General features: G+C 39.4%; 21 protein-coding genes. 11 read left to right on the top strand and 10 right to left on the bottom strand.

Annotation, left to right across the window (positions count from 1 at the left end; translation table 11 throughout):
* Position 1 precedes the first annotated feature (1 nt).
* The 8 genes from rplO to rplQ all read left to right on the top strand — a co-directional run bounded on the left by rplO (position 2) and on the right by rplQ (position 4,910).
* Positions 2-436, top strand: coding sequence for a 50S ribosomal protein L15 (gene rplO, locus ADA56_RS06780; protein ID WP_005695100.1), 435 nt, complete (start codon positions 2-4; stop codon positions 434-436).
* Positions 437-443: 7 nt separating this feature from the next.
* The gene (secY, locus tag ADA56_RS06775) at positions 444-1,769 is read left to right on the top strand and encodes a preprotein translocase subunit SecY (protein ID WP_005695101.1); all 1,326 of its coding nucleotides are present in this window, start codon (positions 444-446) and stop codon (positions 1,767-1,769) included.
* Positions 1,770-1,797: 28 nt separating this feature from the next.
* On the top strand, positions 1,798-1,911 hold the full coding sequence (gene rpmJ / locus ADA56_RS06770) for a 50S ribosomal protein L36 (protein ID WP_005625868.1): 114 nt from the start codon (positions 1,798-1,800) through the stop codon (positions 1,909-1,911).
* Positions 1,912-2,052: 141 nt separating this feature from the next.
* The gene (gene rpsM / locus ADA56_RS06765) at positions 2,053-2,409 is read left to right on the top strand and encodes a 30S ribosomal protein S13 (protein WP_005548758.1); all 357 of its coding nucleotides are present in this window, start codon (positions 2,053-2,055) and stop codon (positions 2,407-2,409) included.
* Between the two features lie 16 nt (positions 2,410-2,425).
* On the top strand, positions 2,426-2,815 hold the full coding sequence (gene rpsK, locus ADA56_RS06760; RefSeq protein WP_005543603.1) for a 30S ribosomal protein S11: 390 nt from the start codon (positions 2,426-2,428) through the stop codon (positions 2,813-2,815).
* Positions 2,816-2,844: 29 nt separating this feature from the next.
* Entirely contained in the window at positions 2,845-3,465 is a 621-nt protein-coding gene (gene rpsD / locus ADA56_RS06755; RefSeq protein ID WP_005625866.1) for a 30S ribosomal protein S4, read from the top strand.
* A gap of 31 nt (positions 3,466-3,496) precedes the next feature.
* Entirely contained in the window at positions 3,497-4,486 is a 990-nt protein-coding gene (locus tag ADA56_RS06750) for a DNA-directed RNA polymerase subunit alpha (RefSeq protein WP_005695102.1), read from the top strand.
* Between the two features lie 40 nt (positions 4,487-4,526).
* Entirely contained in the window at positions 4,527-4,910 is a 384-nt protein-coding gene (gene rplQ / locus ADA56_RS06745; protein WP_005695104.1) for a 50S ribosomal protein L17, read from the top strand.
* A gap of 57 nt (positions 4,911-4,967) precedes the next feature.
* Here rplQ and rluA read toward each other — a convergent pair whose 3' ends face one another.
* Both rluA and rapA read right to left on the bottom strand, forming a co-directional pair.
* Positions 4,968-5,627: a bifunctional tRNA pseudouridine(32) synthase/23S rRNA pseudouridine(746) synthase RluA gene (gene rluA / locus ADA56_RS06740; protein WP_049369910.1), complete on the bottom strand. Its 660-nt coding sequence runs from the start codon at positions 5,625-5,627 to the stop codon at positions 4,968-4,970.
* Position 5,628: 1 nt separating this feature from the next.
* The gene (rapA, locus tag ADA56_RS06735; protein ID WP_049369909.1) at positions 5,629-8,391 is read right to left on the bottom strand and encodes an RNA polymerase-associated protein RapA; all 2,763 of its coding nucleotides are present in this window, start codon (positions 8,389-8,391) and stop codon (positions 5,629-5,631) included.
* Positions 8,392-8,589: 198 nt separating this feature from the next.
* Here rapA and pnuC point away from each other — a divergent pair, with 198 nt between their 5' ends.
* Positions 8,590-9,273, top strand: coding sequence for a nicotinamide riboside transporter PnuC (pnuC, locus tag ADA56_RS06730; protein ID WP_049369908.1), 684 nt, complete (start codon positions 8,590-8,592; stop codon positions 9,271-9,273).
* Positions 9,274-9,307: 34 nt separating this feature from the next.
* On the opposite strand, the gene ADA56_RS06725 is transcribed toward pnuC, so the two are convergent.
* Positions 9,308-10,006, bottom strand: a complete 699-nt coding sequence (locus tag ADA56_RS06725) for a tRNA1(Val) (adenine(37)-N6)-methyltransferase (RefSeq protein WP_049369907.1) — start codon at positions 10,004-10,006, stop codon at positions 9,308-9,310.
* A gap of 70 nt (positions 10,007-10,076) precedes the next feature.
* On the opposite strand from ADA56_RS06725, the gene srmB reads away from it, so the two are divergent.
* Positions 10,077-11,405: an ATP-dependent RNA helicase SrmB gene (gene srmB / locus ADA56_RS06720; protein WP_049369906.1), complete on the top strand. Its 1,329-nt coding sequence runs from the start codon at positions 10,077-10,079 to the stop codon at positions 11,403-11,405.
* Positions 11,406-11,447: 42 nt separating this feature from the next.
* On the opposite strand, the gene ADA56_RS06715 is transcribed toward srmB, so the two are convergent.
* Positions 11,448-11,651 (bottom strand): surface antigen, encoded by a 204-nt coding sequence (locus tag ADA56_RS06715; protein ID WP_049369905.1) that lies wholly within the window; start codon positions 11,649-11,651, stop codon positions 11,448-11,450.
* Positions 11,652-11,863: 212 nt separating this feature from the next.
* Here ADA56_RS06715 and ADA56_RS06710 point away from each other — a divergent pair, with 212 nt between their 5' ends.
* A complete protein-coding gene (locus tag ADA56_RS06710) occupies positions 11,864-12,685 on the top strand; it encodes a transferrin-binding protein-like solute binding protein (RefSeq protein WP_049369904.1) in 822 nt (273 codons plus the stop codon).
* A 24-nt stretch (positions 12,686-12,709) separates the two neighbouring features.
* Here the strand turns inward: ADA56_RS06710 and ADA56_RS06705 are convergent, their stop codons facing one another.
* The 6 genes from ADA56_RS06705 to pgl all read right to left on the bottom strand — a co-directional run bounded on the left by ADA56_RS06705 (position 12,710) and on the right by pgl (position 16,598).
* On the bottom strand, positions 12,710-13,033 hold the full coding sequence (locus ADA56_RS06705; RefSeq protein WP_049369903.1) for a DUF4298 domain-containing protein: 324 nt from the start codon (positions 13,031-13,033) through the stop codon (positions 12,710-12,712).
* A 79-nt stretch (positions 13,034-13,112) separates the two neighbouring features.
* The gene (gene gnd / locus ADA56_RS06700) at positions 13,113-14,567 is read right to left on the bottom strand and encodes a decarboxylating NADP(+)-dependent phosphogluconate dehydrogenase (protein ID WP_049364697.1); all 1,455 of its coding nucleotides are present in this window, start codon (positions 14,565-14,567) and stop codon (positions 13,113-13,115) included.
* A 98-nt stretch (positions 14,568-14,665) separates the two neighbouring features.
* A complete protein-coding gene (locus ADA56_RS06695; RefSeq protein WP_049369902.1) occupies positions 14,666-14,998 on the bottom strand; it encodes a hypothetical protein in 333 nt (110 codons plus the stop codon).
* Between the two features lie 32 nt (positions 14,999-15,030).
* The gene (locus ADA56_RS06690; RefSeq protein WP_065420070.1) at positions 15,031-15,447 is read right to left on the bottom strand and encodes a hypothetical protein; all 417 of its coding nucleotides are present in this window, start codon (positions 15,445-15,447) and stop codon (positions 15,031-15,033) included.
* A gap of 26 nt (positions 15,448-15,473) precedes the next feature.
* Positions 15,474-15,866 (bottom strand): GNAT family N-acetyltransferase, encoded by a 393-nt coding sequence (locus ADA56_RS06685; RefSeq protein WP_049369900.1) that lies wholly within the window; start codon positions 15,864-15,866, stop codon positions 15,474-15,476.
* A 33-nt stretch (positions 15,867-15,899) separates the two neighbouring features.
* Positions 15,900-16,598, bottom strand: a complete 699-nt coding sequence (gene pgl / locus ADA56_RS06680) for a 6-phosphogluconolactonase (RefSeq protein WP_049369899.1) — start codon at positions 16,596-16,598, stop codon at positions 15,900-15,902.
* Between the last annotated feature and the right edge of the window lie 11 nt (positions 16,599-16,609).

The following is a 16,609-nucleotide window of genomic DNA, read 5'->3' as shown; positions in this document are numbered from 1 at the left end:
AATGCGTTTAAATACTCTATCTCCGGCTGAAGGTGCTAAGCACAGTGCAAAACGCCTTGGTCGTGGTATTGGTTCAGGTTTAGGAAAAACTGGTGGTCGTGGTCATAAAGGTCAAAAATCTCGTACAGGCGGCGGTGTTCGTCGTGGTTTCGAGGGTGGTCAGATGCCATTATACCGTCGTTTACCAAAATTTGGTTTCACTTCAATGAAGTCAGCTGTAACTGCTGAAGTTCGTTTAAACGAATTAACAAAAGTTGAAGGAAATGTTGTCACTTTAGAGGCATTAAAAGCTGCAAATATTTTAACTAAAGATATTCAATTCGCTAAAGTTATCTTAGCTGGTGAAGTGAAATCTGCAGTTACTGTACGTGGTTTACGTGTAACTAAAGGTGCAAAAGCAGCAATCGAAGCTGCTGGCGGTTCAGTTGAGGAATAATTAGCAAATGGCTAAACAACCAGGTTATCAAAGCAGAAGTACTAATAGTGGTACTGGTGAACTAAAAAGCAGATTGCTTTTTGTATTAGGTGCACTTATCGTTTATCGTATTGGTTCTTTTATTCCGCTTCCTGGTATTGATGCCGCCGTGCTAGCTCAATTAGTTGAACAACAAAAAGGCACCATCATTGATATGTTAAACATGTTCTCTGGTGGTGCATTGAGCCGAGCATCAATTTTAGCATTAGGTATCATGCCGTATATCTCGGCATCTATCGTAATGCAATTGCTTGCTACGGTTTCACCTGCTTTAGCAGAATTGAAAAAAGAAGGTGCAGCAGGACAAAGAAAAATCACCAAGTATACTCGTTATGCAACGGTGGTTTTTGCTACTATCCAAGCTATCGCAATTTCTACCGGTTTACCGAATATGTTGCCACAATTAGTGCCAAATATCGGTTTTACTTTTTACTTCACAGCAGTAGTGAGCCTTGTTACCGGAACCATGTTCTTAATGTGGTTAGGTGAGCAAATTACTGAAAGAGGTATTGGTAACGGTATCTCAATTCTTGTTTTTGGTGGTATTGTTGCAGGATTGCCACATGCAATCATCGAAACAGTTGAGCAAGCTCGTCAAGGACAAATGCATCCTTTAGTTCTTCTACTAATCGCTGCTATTGTTTTTGCAGTAACTTACTTTGTTGTCTTCGTAGAACGTGGACAACGTAGAATTCGTGTTGAATATGCTAAGCGTCAACAAGGACGTCAAATTTTAGGTGGTCATTCAACTCACTTACCATTAAAAGTTAATATGGCAAACGTAATGCCAGCAATTTTTGCTTCAAGCATTATTTTATTCCCTGCTACATTGACACAATGGTTTGGTCAGAATGATAAGTTTGAGTGGTTAAATGACTTATCAATGTTGTTGAATCCTGGACAACCTTTATATCTTCTTGTTTATGCGGTAGCGATTATTTTCTTCAGTTTCTTCTACACTGCAATGCAATATAATCCACGTGATACAGCAGATAATCTAAAAAAATCTGGTGCATTTATCCCAGGAATTAGACCAGGTGAACAAACATCTCGTTACATTGATAAAGTAATGACTCGCTTAACATTAATTGGCGGTCTTTATGTAACGTTCGTATGTTTAGTCCCTTACATTATGACATCAGCATGGGATGTTAAATTCTACTTCGGTGGTACTTCCTTATTAATCGTTGTTGTTGTAATTATGGATTTTATCGTGCAAGTTCAGAGTCACTTAATGTCGTCTCAATATGAATCTGCGTTAAAAAAAGCAAACCTTAAAGGTTTTGGACAGTAATTGTTCATTTAAGTAAAAAGGATAAGCAATGAAAGTTCGTGCTTCCGTTAAGAAGATGTGTCGTAACTGTAAAATTGTTAAACGTGAAGGTGTTGTTCGCGTATTATGCAGCGACCCTAAACACAAACAACGTCAAGGTTAATTAACATTTCTTCTTGCAAAGAACCGGTTGAGTAGTTATACTACTCAACTCATTTATGTCCTTGGTATTCTGTTTGAGTATCCTGAAAACGGGCTTTTCAAGATCAGAATACCAAATTAGTTAAAATAATAGGAGTGCATAGTGGCCCGTATTGCAGGCATTAACATTCCTGATCACAAACACGCTGTAATCGCTTTAACTGCAATTTACGGTATCGGTAAAACTCGTTCTAAAAGCATTTGTGCTGCGGCGGGTATTGCTGAAGATGTTAAGATCAGCGAATTGTCTGAAGAGCAGATTGACAAACTGCGTGACGAAGTTGGTAAATTTACCGTTGAAGGTGACTTACGTCGTGAAGTAACACTAAACATCAAACGTCTTTTAGACTTAGGTTGTTACCGTGGTTTACGTCATCGTCGTAGTTTACCGGTACGTGGTCAACGTACTAAAACTAATGCGCGTACCCGTAAGGGTCCACGTAAGCCGATCAAAAAATAGTCGGGGTAAATAAAGAATGGCTAAAACACCAGTTCGTGCACGTAAACGTGTAAAAAAACAAGTTGTAGATGGCGTAGCACACATTCACGCATCTTTCAATAATACAATCGTTACCATTACTGACCGTCAAGGTAATGCTTTAGCTTGGGCTACAGCAGGTGGTTCAGGTTTCCGTGGTTCTCGTAAATCTACCCCGTTCGCTGCACAAGTTGCTGCAGAACGTTGTGCTGAAATCGTTAAAGAATTCGGCTTAAAGAACTTGGAAGTTATGGTTAAAGGTCCGGGTCCGGGTCGTGAATCAACAATCCGTGCATTAAATGCAGCGGGTTTCCGTATCACGAACATCACTGATGTGACTCCGATTCCTCATAACGGTTGTCGTCCACCGAAAAAACGTCGTGTTTAATGGCGTAATAGGATAGTTGGAGAAAGAAAATGGCAAGATATTTGGGCCCTAAACTCAAGCTCAGCCGTCGTGAAGGCACTGATTTATTCCTTAAATCAGGTGTGCGTGCGATTGATTCAAAATGTAAAATTGATACAGCACCAGGTCAACACGGTGCTCGTAAACCGCGTTTGTCTGACTATGGTAGTCAATTACGTGAAAAACAAAAAGTTCGTCGTATCTATGGTATTTTAGAGCGTCAATTCCGTAACTACTATAAAGAAGCAAACCGTTTAAAAGGTAATACTGGTGAAAACTTACTAGTATTATTAGAAGGTAGATTGGATAACGTTGTTTATCGCATGGGATTTGCTGCAACTCGCGCAGAAGCTCGTCAATTAGTGAGCCACAAAGCGATTGTCGTAAATGGTCGTGTTGTAAATATCCCATCTTTCCAAGTTTCTGTAAATGATGTCGTTGCTGTTCGTGAGAAATCTAAAAAACAAGCACGTATTAAAGCATCATTAGAATTAGCAGAACAAAGAGAAAAACCAACTTGGTTAGAAGTTGATTCTGCGAAAATGGAAGGTGTGTTCAAACGTGTTCCTGAACGTTCTGATTTATCAGCAGACATTAACGAACATCTGATCGTTGAGCTTTACTCTAAATAATAGTTAAGCTTAAAAGCAAAGAGAGGATAAAATGCAGGGTTCTGTTACAGAATTTTTAAAACCACGCTTAGTAGATATCGAGCAAATTAGCTCTACTCATGCTAAGGTGATCTTAGAACCGTTAGAGCGTGGCTTTGGTCATACTCTAGGGAATGCATTACGTCGTATCCTTCTGTCTTCAATGCCAGGTTGTGCTGTAACTGAAGTAGAAATTGATGGCGTATTGCATGAATATAGTAGTAAAGAAGGTGTTCAGGAAGATATTCTTGAAGTTCTTTTAAACCTTAAAGGTCTAGCGGTTAAAGTACAGAATAAAGATGATGTTATTCTGACATTAAATAAATCTGGAATTGGCCCTGTTGTTGCAGCAGATATCACCCACGATGGTGATGTTGAGATTGTTAATCCATCACATGTAATCTGTCACTTAACAGACGAAAACGCATCTATTAATATGCGTATTCGTGTTCAACGTGGTAGAGGTTATGTACCTGCATCTGCTCGTACTCATTCACAAAATGAAGATCGTCCAATCGGTCGTTTATTAGTAGACGCTTGTTATAGCCCGGTTGACCGTATTGCTTACAATGTTGAAGCAGCACGTGTTGAACAACGTACTGACTTAGATAAACTAGTTATCGAGTTAGAAACTAACGGGACTATTGATCCGGAAGAAGCAATTCGTCGTGCAGCAACAATTTTAGCAGAGCAACTCGATGCATTCGTTGATTTGCGTGATGTTCGTCAACCTGAAGTCAAGGAAGAAAAACCGGAATTTGATCCGATTTTATTACGTCCTGTTGATGACTTAGAGTTGACAGTTCGTTCTGCTAACTGTTTGAAAGCAGAAACAATTCACTATATCGGTGACTTAGTACAACGTACAGAAGTTGAGTTATTAAAAACGCCTAATCTTGGTAAGAAATCTCTTACTGAAATTAAAGACGTTCTCGCTTCACGTGGCTTGTCACTTGGTATGCGCCTTGAGAATTGGCCACCAGCAAGTATTGCTGAAGACTAGTTTGGTCATAGGTTAAGATTTTTCTGAGAAGGATAAGATCATGCGCCATCGTAAGAGTGGTCGTCAACTAAACCGTAATAGCAGCCATCGCCAAGCGATGTTCCGTAACTTAGCAAGTGCTTTAGTTAGTCATGAAATCATCAAGACTACTTTACCAAAAGCTAAAGAATTACGTCGTGTAGTTGAACCGTTAATTACATTAGCAAAAGAAGATAGCGTTGCAAACCGTCGTTTAGCATTCGCTCGTACTCGTAACATCGAAACTGTTGCGAAATTATTCAATGAATTAGGTCCACGTTTTGCTCAACGTGCAGGTGGTTACACCCGTATCTTAAAATGTGGTTTCCGTGCAGGTGACAACGCTCCAATGGCATACATTGAGTTAGTTGATCGTCCAGAAGTTGCAGAAGCAGCAGCGGAATAATAATTTGTTATAAAATGAAAAGGCTCACTAATGTGAGCCTTTTTTATATTTCTTTTTCTAGAATTCAGCTTCAGCTCTGAATGTCATTTTTTCACCTGTGATGGGGTGCGTAATCATAAGTTCTTCTGCATGTAAGCATAGGCGAGGTGACATCGCTTTAGCTTGTGGGTGAGAATAAAATTTGTCACCTAAAATAGGATGTCCTAGTGCGAGTGTATGTAAACGTAGTTGATGTGAACGTCCTGTGATTGGAGTCAGTTTAACTCGAGTGCAGTTAGTCGGTAACCGTTCTAAAACTTCATAAAACGTGACCGCTCTTTTGCCGAAAACAAAATCAATGCGTTGGCGTGGGCGATTTTCCCAATCACAAATCATAGGAAGATTAATTTCCCCACTATCTTGTTCTAAGTGTCCCCACACTAATGCTTGATAATATTTTTTGGGCTCACGTTCACGAAATTGACGTTTTAACTCTTTATCTGCTGCTTTACTTAATGCAAATAGAATAATCCCGCTTGTGGCCATATCTAAGCGGTGCGCAGGTTCACAAAATCCAAATTTCTCTTTCACCCGGCTCATTGCACTGTCATAGTATTCTGGCTGATTGCCCGGGACTGAAAGTAAACCGCTTGGCTTGTTTACCACGCAGATATGATTATCTTGATAGATAATATCTAAATACGGTTCTAAAGGTGGATGGTATTCAATAAGTGCCATATTATTCCTTGTTTGTCACTATTACCCGAAGGCTATCTAATCGCCAGCTTGCTTTACTTAACTCTTCCAGAGAAAGCACACGTTGTTTTTCTAATACATTAATTTCCGCTTGGCGAATATTTTTATTTACTGCTTTTAAGGCTATAAGTCGATTGAGCTCAGTGCTCAATGTTTGATCTGCTAATCTACTGGCTTCTTGAATTTGAGCTTGTGCGATTTCAGTTATTTTGCGATCGCCTAGTTTAATTAATTGCTCAATATTTGGACGAGCCATTTTGACCATTTTATTCGCAATGTCTTTGCTTAGTGGCTTAAGTTTATTTTGCAATGTATCAAAATTAACTTGTCCGGCTAGATTATTTCCTTTGCTATCTAGTAATAATCGAACAGGCGTAGGCGGAAGAAAACGATTCAGTTGCAAACCTTTTGGTGATTGGCTTTCAATCATATAAATCAATTCAACCAAAAGAGTGCCTGCAGGTAGCTGTTTATTAACTAATAATGCCATCGATGCTTTGCCGATGTCACCAGAAGCGATTAAATCAATGCCTTGACGTATCATTGGATGATCCCAGGTAAGAAATTCTAATTCCTCACGAGCAAGGGCTAGTTGTCGGTCAAAAGTTACTGTGACACCTTCTTCTTTTAGTCCTGGAAAATCAGGAACAAGCATGGTGCCTGTTGGCGTGATGACAATGCTGTTTTCACCTAAATCATTTTGTTCTACACCAATAATATCAAATAAATTCAGTGCAAAATCGACTAATTGGGGTGAATTATCAGTTTGAGCGATTTCTGCCGCAAGTCGCTGTGCCTTTTCTCCACCATTAGAATTTAATTCTAACAAACGATCACGACCTTTCTCTAAGGCTAAACGCAATGCTTTTGCTTGTTTTTGCGTTTGGAGGATGAGTTGCTCAAAATCTGCTTTATTTTCTGACCGCTCTTTTAATAAAGCTTCATATTGTTCAAACAATGCCATACCAATAGGGCAAGTTTGTTCAAAAGCATTTAAGCCCTCATGATACCAACGTGCTAAATCTTGCTGTACAGAGCCTGCTAGGCAGGGTACGTAAATTTGTACGTCTCTCGTTTGCCCGATGCGATCTAAACGGCCAATGCATTGCTCAAGTAAGTCAGGATTTTCTGGTAAATCGAAGAGTACGAGATGACAAGCAAATTGGAAGTTTCTTCCTTCAGAACCGATGCTTGAACTCAGTAAAACTTGTGCACCATTATCAGTATCTGCAAAATAAGCCGCTGCACGATCTCGTTCAATAATCGACATTCTTTCATGGAAAACGGCACTGCGAATGGCTTCTTTTTCTCTTAAAATTTGCTCAAGTTGAATTGCCGTTTGTGCTGTTTTACAAATGACTAAGATTTTTTCATTTCGGTGTGATTTTAAGAAATCAATTAACCAATGAATTTTTTCATCAGCCTCTGTCGCATCAATCGTTACCTGGTGATAAACCCGATGTGGAAAACCTTTTACACCTTGGCGTGTATTGCGAAATAAAATACGGCTTGTACCATGTCGATCGATAAGATTTTGAATGAGCTCTTGTCGAGCAGCTTGTTTCTCCTCATCATTATGACAGGCTAAAGCTTTGAATAATGGTTCGACATCCTGTTCATTGAGTAAATCAGAAATATGATTTTTTTCGACCGCACTTAGCGGCTTCTCTGAGAGTAAAGATTGAACAGCATCCGCAACAGGCTGATAGTTTTCTTGCTCCTTCAAGAACGCCTGGTAATCATAAAAACGCTCAGGATCAAGCAAGCGTAAGCGTGCAAAATGGCTTTCCAAACCCAGTTGTTCTGGCGTTGCGGTGAGTAATAAAACGGATGGAATAGCGTTCGCTAATTGTTCCACCAATAAATAAGCGGCACTTAGCGCATTTTCAGACCAAGCCAAATGATGCGCTTCATCGACAATTAAGCTGTCAAATTCAGCTTCAATAGCTTGTTGTACACGATTGGGATGGGCTTTCAACCAATCTAATGCACAAATAATTAAACTTTCCGTGCTAAATGGATTGATCGCTTGTTCGGCAAAATCTTCACAACGTTCTTCATCAAATAATGAAAAATGTAAATTAAAACGGCGAAGCATTTCGACAAGCCATTGATGTTGCAAGGTTTCCGGTACAATAATTAATACACGTTGTACTTTTTCAGCAAAAAGCTGATTTTGCAAAATCATCCCTGCTTCAATGGTTTTACCTAACCCTACTTCATCTGCCAAGAGCACGCGAGGATTAACACGATTTCCCACCTCTTGTGCAATATGAAGCTGATGAGGAATTAAACCCGCACGATTGCCTCGTAATCCACGCAAAGGCGATTGGAATTGAGCTTGTTGATGTAGAAGGGTTTTATAACGCAACGCAAAATGTTCACTGCGGTCAATTTGCGATGAAAAGAGGCGATCTTTCGCTTGGCTAAAGGAAATAATCGGAGAAAGTTCTTTTTCATTGACGATAATCTCTTCGCCTTGCGCATTTTTGGCTAAATAAAATAAGAGACCATTCATTTCTTGAACATCAAGAACTTCACCTTGCCAACCAGCCTGGTGATGAAGTTGTTCCCCTTTATTCAATACAATTCGGGTTAAGGGAGCTTGTGCCACCGCATAAATTCGGGTTTCATCTGTGGCGGGAAAGTGAAGGGTAACTGAACGGAAATCTAAGTCAGTAATTATCCCTAATCCGAGGCTATTTTCTGTTTCGCTAATCCAACGTTGACCGATTGCAAATGACATCATCTTCCTCTTAATGAATCTCTTAAAATGGGGCGATATTGTAGTCTGATTATAAGGGAAAGCAAGGTAGGGACATCTAAAAGTATGAAAAATAAAGTGTGATTTATCTCACAATAATCAAATTAAATACCCGCTATGCTTTACTTTAAAAAAGTGCGGTGTAAAAATGGCGTACTTTTTATAAAACAGGAGTGTTCCATGAATTGGACAGAACGACTTAAAGAAGAATTTTTATCCGGTTGGAAGCCTTTTGAAGTGGCATGGGTAGTTATTTTTCTTGCTGCACAAATTATTGCTTATGTTCTTGCACCGGATAGACCATTAGGCATGATTTCGGGGATTGCAGGTATTCTCTGTGTGGTATTGGTGAGTAAAGGAAAAATTAGTAATTATTTCTTTGGGCTTATTTTTGCTTACACCTATTTTTATGTCGCCTGGGGAAACAATTTCCTGGGTGAAATGAATACGGTGCTCTATGTGTATATCCCATCACAATTTATCGGTTATTTTATGTGGAAACAACACATGCAAAACGATAATGGCGGTGAAAGTGTGATTGCAAAAGCCTTAACACCAAAAGGTTGGGCAATTTTACTCGTGAGTGTTGGGATTGGTACATTCTGCTTTGTACAGGCTTTAAAGGCAGCAGGCGGGAGTTCTACGGGATTAGATGGCTTAACCACGATTATCACCGTAGCGGCGCAATTATTGATGATTTTGCGTTATCGTGAGCAATGGTTATTATGGATTGTTTTAAATGTGCTTTCTATTTTACTTTGGGCAGAACAGCCAGCGATGTACTTAATGTATAGTGCTTACTTACTTAACTCATTATATGGTTATTACAACTGGACGAAACTCGTCAAAGTGGAAAACCATTAATCACATCAATAGAAAAGGGCATAGTCATATGCCCTTACATTTTTAAATAAAATGCCTTCGTCAATGCAATAAATTCCTCTGTGTACTGATTGTTTTCGTTATAAATCACCAAGCTATCTTTTACCAGTGGTAAATGCTCTCGGCTAAACGTGAGTAACATTCGTTGTGGTGCTTTCCCTGTCTTTGTAATGACATTAGTCTGCTTAATACAATAAAGTGCGGTTGAATTTATCAATGTTTTTCCCGCCTCATAAGGCAAGACAAAACTGATTTTTCCTTTTTCGGATAAACAACTCGCCGCCCAATTTAACCAATCTAAATGGCTTTGTTGAACATAACGAGCAAGTGCTCGCTCATCATTTTTACATTCTATACCTTGCGCAAAATAAGGCGGATTCGCCACAATTAAATCAAATTGATGTGCAGTTTGTTGGCAATAGGTTTGCACATCTTGGTGTGTTAAATGAAGACGATTGTGCCATGGCGAAGCCTTGAAGTTTTCTTGCGCTTGTTGAGCGGCGAGGGAATCGAGTTCAACGGCTTCAATTTGGCAATGCTCATGACTTCGTTGGGCGAGCATTAATGCAACCAAGCCCGTGCCAGTCCCCATATCTAGAATATACTGACAATCAGACACATCCGCCCAAGCACCCAGTAAAATGCCATCTGTGCCGACTTTCATCGCACAATGTTGTTGATTAATATGGAATTGTTTGAAGGTAAAGCTGCTCATAAAATCTTGCGGAAAATGACCGCACTTTCAGGTATAATCAGCCCAAATTTTAACAAATTAACGCAAAATAATGAATTTATCCCCATTTGAAGAATTCGATCTTTCCCCTGAATTATTAAAGGCCTTAGAAAAGAAAGGTTATACCCGCCCAACCGCCATCCAATTAGAAGCGATTCCGGCAGCAATGGAAGAGCGTGACGTGTTAGGTTCTGCACCAACAGGTACAGGAAAAACTGCCGCATTTTTATTGCCAGCGATTCAGCATTTATTGGATTATCCACGTCGTAAGCCAGGCGCACCTCGCATTTTAATTTTAACGCCAACCCGTGAGTTAGCGATGCAGGTTGCGGAACAAGCGGAAGAACTGGCTCAATTCACGCATTTGAAGATTGCTACGATTACCGGTGGTGTGGCGTATCAAAATCATGGGGAAGTATTTAATTCAAATCAGGATATCGTAGTAGCAACACCGGGGCGTTTATTACAATACATCAAAGAAGAGAACTTTGATTGTCGTGCGGTAGAAATACTGATTTTTGATGAAGCAGATCGCATGTTGCAAATGGGCTTTGGCCAAGATGCAGAGAAAATTGCGGCTGAAACACGTTGGCGTAAACAAACTCTCCTTTTCTCAGCGACATTAGAAGGGGAGTTATTAGTTGATTTCGCAGAACGTTTATTGAATGACCCAGTAAAAATCGATGCAGAGCCAAGCCGTCGTGAGCGTAAGAAAATCAACCAATGGTATTATCACGCCGATAGCAATGAACATAAAATCAAGTTACTTGCACGTTTTATTGAAACCGAAAAAGTGAGCCGTGGTATTGTGTTTGTCCGTCGTCGCGAAGATGTGCGTGAGCTTTCTGAAACCTTGCGTAAGCGTGGCATTCGCTCTACTTATCTAGAAGGCGATATGGCGCAAACGCAACGTAATAATGCCATTGATAAATTAAAATCAGGTGTTGTTACTGTGTTAGTGGCTACTGACGTGGCTGCTCGCGGGATTGATATTGATGATGTGACGCACGTCATGAACTTTGATTTACCTTATAGTGCCGACACGTATTTACACCGTATTGGTCGTACCGCTCGTGCAGGGAAAAAAGGCACCGCAGTTTCTTTTGTGGAAGCCCATGATTACAAATTGCTCGGTAAAATTAAACGCTACACGGAAGAGCTGTTGAAAGCACGTATTTTAGAAGGGCTAGAACCGCGTACTAAACCACCGAAAGATGGGGAAGTAAAATCTATGTCTAAAAAGCAAAAAGCGCGTATTAAAGAAAAGCGTGAAGAAAAGAAAAAATCAGAGGTGAAGAAAAAAGCTAAACTGCGTCATAAAGATACGAAAAATATTGGCAAACGCCGTAAACCTAGCGCAGAAAAAACAGCCGAGAAATAATAAAAAACAACCGCACTTAATTAAGTACGGTTATTTTTTTGACTATTTATTGACTTGGCTACCGATTACGCCACCTAATGCGGCACCACCTAATGTGGTCGCGGTATTACCACCAAGCATATAGCCTGCTACGCCACCAATAGCTGCGCCAGCTGTTGTATTTTTTTGTGTACGGTTCATATTTCCACATGCAGCAAGGGAAATAACAGTCATCGCGATAACAAGTGATTTTCCAATTAATTTCATAGGATCTCTCCGTGTTTAACATATAAAACTATCCATATTGATAGTATTCTATAAGACAAACGGAGATGAATGAAAGTTCAGTAAATATATTTAATAGGATTGTTTATCGTATTTTTAATCGTATTTTTATAAGGGTGTTACATTTAATATATTGTTTTAAAATGATATAATTCCAATCTGGATTTATTTAATAACCCTAAGAGGAATCTACTATGAAAGTAAAACATACTTTATTATTAACTGTATTATCAGTTGCTTTAGCTGCTTGTGGCAGTGGTGGTGGCAGTGGTGATAGCAATAGCAATAGCAATAGCTCTAGCAATAGCTCTAGCCCTGCACCAAATAATTCTTCGAATAAAAAAGTTGAATTGAAGAAAGATAAAGTAACAGGCTTGAGTTTTACAGGAAACAATTCGATTTTCTTCGATTCTTATGAAAGAGACAATAATATTGATAAATTAAGTGTAAGAGGGAAAGATATTCCACTAGTTGGATCTGATATGATTCGTAATGATGGTTGGTTGCAAGATGCTAAGTCGACAACCTCTGGTGTTACAACTCGAATGATTGGTGATAACCTAAAAAATGCTCGTTATGGTTTGGTGGTTGATCAGATGTCGCATGAGGGTATTCTTTTTGCTCAGGGTAGAGAAACTGATGTAGAAAATATTCCAGCTAGTGGCTCAGCAAGATATGAAGGTCAACATTTGATTGAAGTAGATAATAAAGATAACAAGTTTAGCAACGCTAAATATTACCTTGTAACCGGTAAAGCAACACTTGACGTCAATTTCGGTGATAAGACTATTTCTGGCGCTTTTGAAGTTCCAGCTGAAGATGGTAAAGGTAAAGCAGATCTTCCTTTCAATGCTCAAATTAAAGGCAATAAATTTAGTAATGAAGACGCATCCTCAGTTAGAAGTTTAAGAGTTTCTGGTGGTTTTTATGGCAAAAATGCTGAAGAGGTTGCGGGAGTTTATAATAACTTCAATAGATATGGCGGAGCTTTTGGTGCTAAAAAAGTAAGCAATTAATTATTCTATTTGGTTTGGCCCTGTCTACTTGGCAGGGCCATTATCTAATACTTTCGCAACCACTTTCAAATATTCAATCGCCAATCCATGGTGTCCTGTACTCGCATTAAATACTAAATCTTCACTTAATACACCACAAGGCATATCCTCTGGGATTTTACCGTCCTCATAAGCTTGATAATCTTCTCGCCAGTCACCATCAAAATAATAGTGTTCTAAGGTTTTCATTTTTGGTAAGAAAGCCTGCCATTTTTCAAGAAATTGTTCTGCGTCGGCTAAGAAACTCTCTGCTTCATTAAGAAGGTTTTCCATTTCTGAAATTTTATCTAAGCGTGATTGAGGTAACATAGGTTTCTCCAAAATAAGGTAAAAATAAACCGCACTTTATGTGAACAAAGTGCGGTGAGTTTATCATACGTTTTTAGACTTACACATCATAAGTAGTAGATGCAGTATTACCGCCGCGACCTGTCCAGTTGGTGTGGAAGAATTCACCGCGTGGTTTGTCAGTACGCTCATAAGTATGTGCGCCGAAGTAGTCACGTTGTGCTTGCAATAAGTTTGCTGGCAAACGGGCTGAAGTGTAACCGTCTAAGAAGGTAATCGCAGATGCCATACATGGCATTGGAATGCCCACTTCGATAGATTTTGCCACCACTTTACGCCAGTCACTTAATGCGTTTTCTAAAATGCCTTTGAAGTAGCTATCTGAACCCAAGAAGATTAAATCTGGATTTGCTTCATATGCATCGCGAATGTTACCTAAGAAACGGCTACGGATAATACAACCTTCACGCCATAATAACGCTGTTGCACCGTAGTTGATGTTCCAGCCAAATTGTTCAGAGGCTTCACGAATCAGCATAAAGCCTTGTGCGTAAGAAATGATTTTTGACGCCAATAATGCTTTACGTACTGCTTCAATCCACACTTTTTTATCACCTTCAACCGGTTGAATTGTTTTGCCAAATAATTGATTAGCGGCAACACGTTGATCTTTAAATGAAGATACGCAACGAGCAAAGACGGATTCAGTGATTAAGGTTAATGGAATACCAAAATCTAATGCATTGATACCCGTCCATTTACCTGTCCCTTTTTGGCCTGCCGTATCTAAAATTTTTTCAACTAATGGTTCACCATCAGCATCTTTATAACCAAGAATATCGGTCGTGATATCGATTAAATAGCTATCAAGTTCAGTTTTTTTCCATTCTGCGAAGATCGCTTGCATTTCTTCATAGCTTAAGCCTAAACCTTCTTTTAAGAATTGGTAAGCCTCACAGATTAATTGCATATCGCCATATTCGATACCATTGTGAACCATTTTCACAAAGTGGCCTGCACCTTCACCGCCAACCCAGTCACAGCAAGGCTCACCTTGTTCGGTTTTAGCTGAGATTGCTTGGAAGATTGGTTTGACATATGGCCATGCTTCTTGGTTACCACCCGGCATAATAGATGGTCCATGACGCGCACCTTCTTCACCACCAGAAACCCCCGAACCGATAAAGCGGATGCCTTTTTCAGCCAATGCTTTTACACGACGGTTGGTATCAGGATAGTTTGAGTTACCCCCATCAATAATGATGTCGCCTTCTTCTAAATGTGGCAGTAATGCTTCAATGAATTGATCCACTACATCACCCGCGCGCACCATTAACATCACTTTACGTGGTTTTTCTAATTTAGAAGCTAAATCTTCTAAAGAATATGCGCCAATAATATTGGTGCCTTTTGCCGCACCTTGTAAAAATTCATCCACTTTTGACGTGGTACGGTTATATGCCACGACTTTAAAGCCATGATCATTCATATTTAAAATAAGGTTTTGCCCCATTACGGCTAAGCCGATAACACCGATGTCGCCTTTTACTGACATTGTTTTCTCCTGTTTGTGAGGTACGGATGCACCTATCATTTAGTATTTATTGTAAAGTATAAGAAGCTTGTTTCAGATATTCTGTAGCAAAACTTCTTTTAAATTTCTTTAATTAAAGAGCTGCCTTGCTCTAACGTGTCTAGCCACTGCCATTTTTCATGACCGATGAGTTTACTTTCTTCTAAAGAAAATGTTGTACAGCAACGCCCCAAACGATTTTCTAGAGATTGATTTAAATGTTGATACGTAAATTCAATTTGAGTATCGTTAATCCACTTCCCAATTAAAAAGCCTTTTAAAATTTCACCACCACAATATTCGGCCCAAATCATTTTACCTTGTTGATGGTAATGAAATTCTGTTTGGCTACTCACCTCACCATTTGCGGTGTTTTCAACAGCAACAAATTTTTTATTATCTAAATTCAACATTAAAGTCACCCTGCATCTGATGTATCTATATCTTATTTTTGCATAATGTAATGCATTTCTACATTTTTCGCTTTTGCGGCTTTTTCTAGATCTGCTTTATCACTTTGACTATCTCCAACAAGGTATAAAGATACATCCTTGCCGACCTTTTCTGCATTATTTAGTCCATACATAGCAACTGCTTTATTCACAGATTGACTGTTCCCTGCAATTCCAATGTGTAAATTATCTGTAGCTAAAAGAGATACGAGTCGTTTTCCTGAAGTACCACCTGCGGTTCTAATCGTTGCTACAAGCATTCCATTTGAAACTGGGTTTCCTGCTTCTGGAACTTGAAGCATTACTGAGCGATTATCTTTTGGCATTTGTGTCGCTAACTGATCTAAAGATGGACCAGATGAACAAGCAAATAACAACGTTGAAGTAAGTAGTACAAACAGTTTTTTCATTTTTGTCTCCATATCATTCTAATAAATTAACTCTTCGTCCATGCACTCATATGTTGAGTAAATCCAATATGCGGATAATAATCTACTGCTTGTGGAGCAGATAAAAGCACAATTTTGGCTTGTGTATGTAAGGCTTGTTTAGTGTGTTCAATTAACTGCAAGCCGATACCTTGTTTTTGATATTGCTCATCAACCGCTAAATCAGATAAATAACAGCAGTAGGCAAAATCCGTCACGGAACGTGCCACACCCACTAATCGTTCACCATCCCAAGCGGTGACTAATAAATCCGCATGATGCAACATTGCCGCGACGCGTTTTTCATCCTCTAACGGACGGCGTGCCCCGAGCGTTGTTTTATTTAACAATTCAATAAATTGTTTAACTGAAATTGGTTCATTTACTTTGTAGTCTATCATTTTGCAATCCTATGGTATTTGATACTCAACTTGTTATAGCAATTTCGCCGCCGCTTTATCCAAATACCATTCCGTCACGCCATTTTTTGCTTTAATTTTTGCTGCGGGATAAGGCAGATTCTCTGCAGGAGTCGTTTGGATTTCTTTTAAAATGTCTGCTTTGCTTTCGCCAGTGACTAAATAGGTAATGCGTTTGGCTTGTTCAATGAGTTTGGCTGTTTTAGAAATGCGAATTTGACCACTTTCAGGGTGTTTGGCAATGACAGCTAGGTTTTCATCATCAAAATTAGTTTGATGTGGGAAGAGAGAAGCGGTATGACCGTCAGTCCCCATACCTAAAATGATCCAATCAAAAACACCGTTTGGAATGACCGCACTTAATTCTTCTTCGAAACGTTTTAACTCAAAGTGCGGTTCATTTTCGCCACGAATTCGGTGGATATTTTCTGCGGGAATTTGAATATGATCAAATAAGCGTTTTTGCACTTCACCGTAGTTGCTTTCTGAATCTGTTGGCGGAACCATGCGATCATCACCCCACCAAAAATGCAGATTTCTCCAGTTGATTTGTTCGGTATAAGGCGCTTTGGCTAAAGTTTTGAATAACAGCTTAGGCGTTGAACCGCCAGAAAGAGAAATATGCACAGGGTGATTTAATTGGCTATAAATCACAAATTCTTGGGCGATCTTTTCAACAGCGTGTTGAGCCGTTGGGAAGGTGATGGTGTTCATGTTTGTTTCTC

Origin of the sequence: Parahaemophilus parainfluenzae (genome assembly GCF_001055095.1) — a bacterium.
Classification (GTDB): domain Bacteria; phylum Pseudomonadota; class Gammaproteobacteria; order Enterobacterales; family Pasteurellaceae; genus Haemophilus_D; species Haemophilus_D parainfluenzae_Z.
This window is presented reverse-complemented; position numbering and strand designations above follow the sequence as displayed.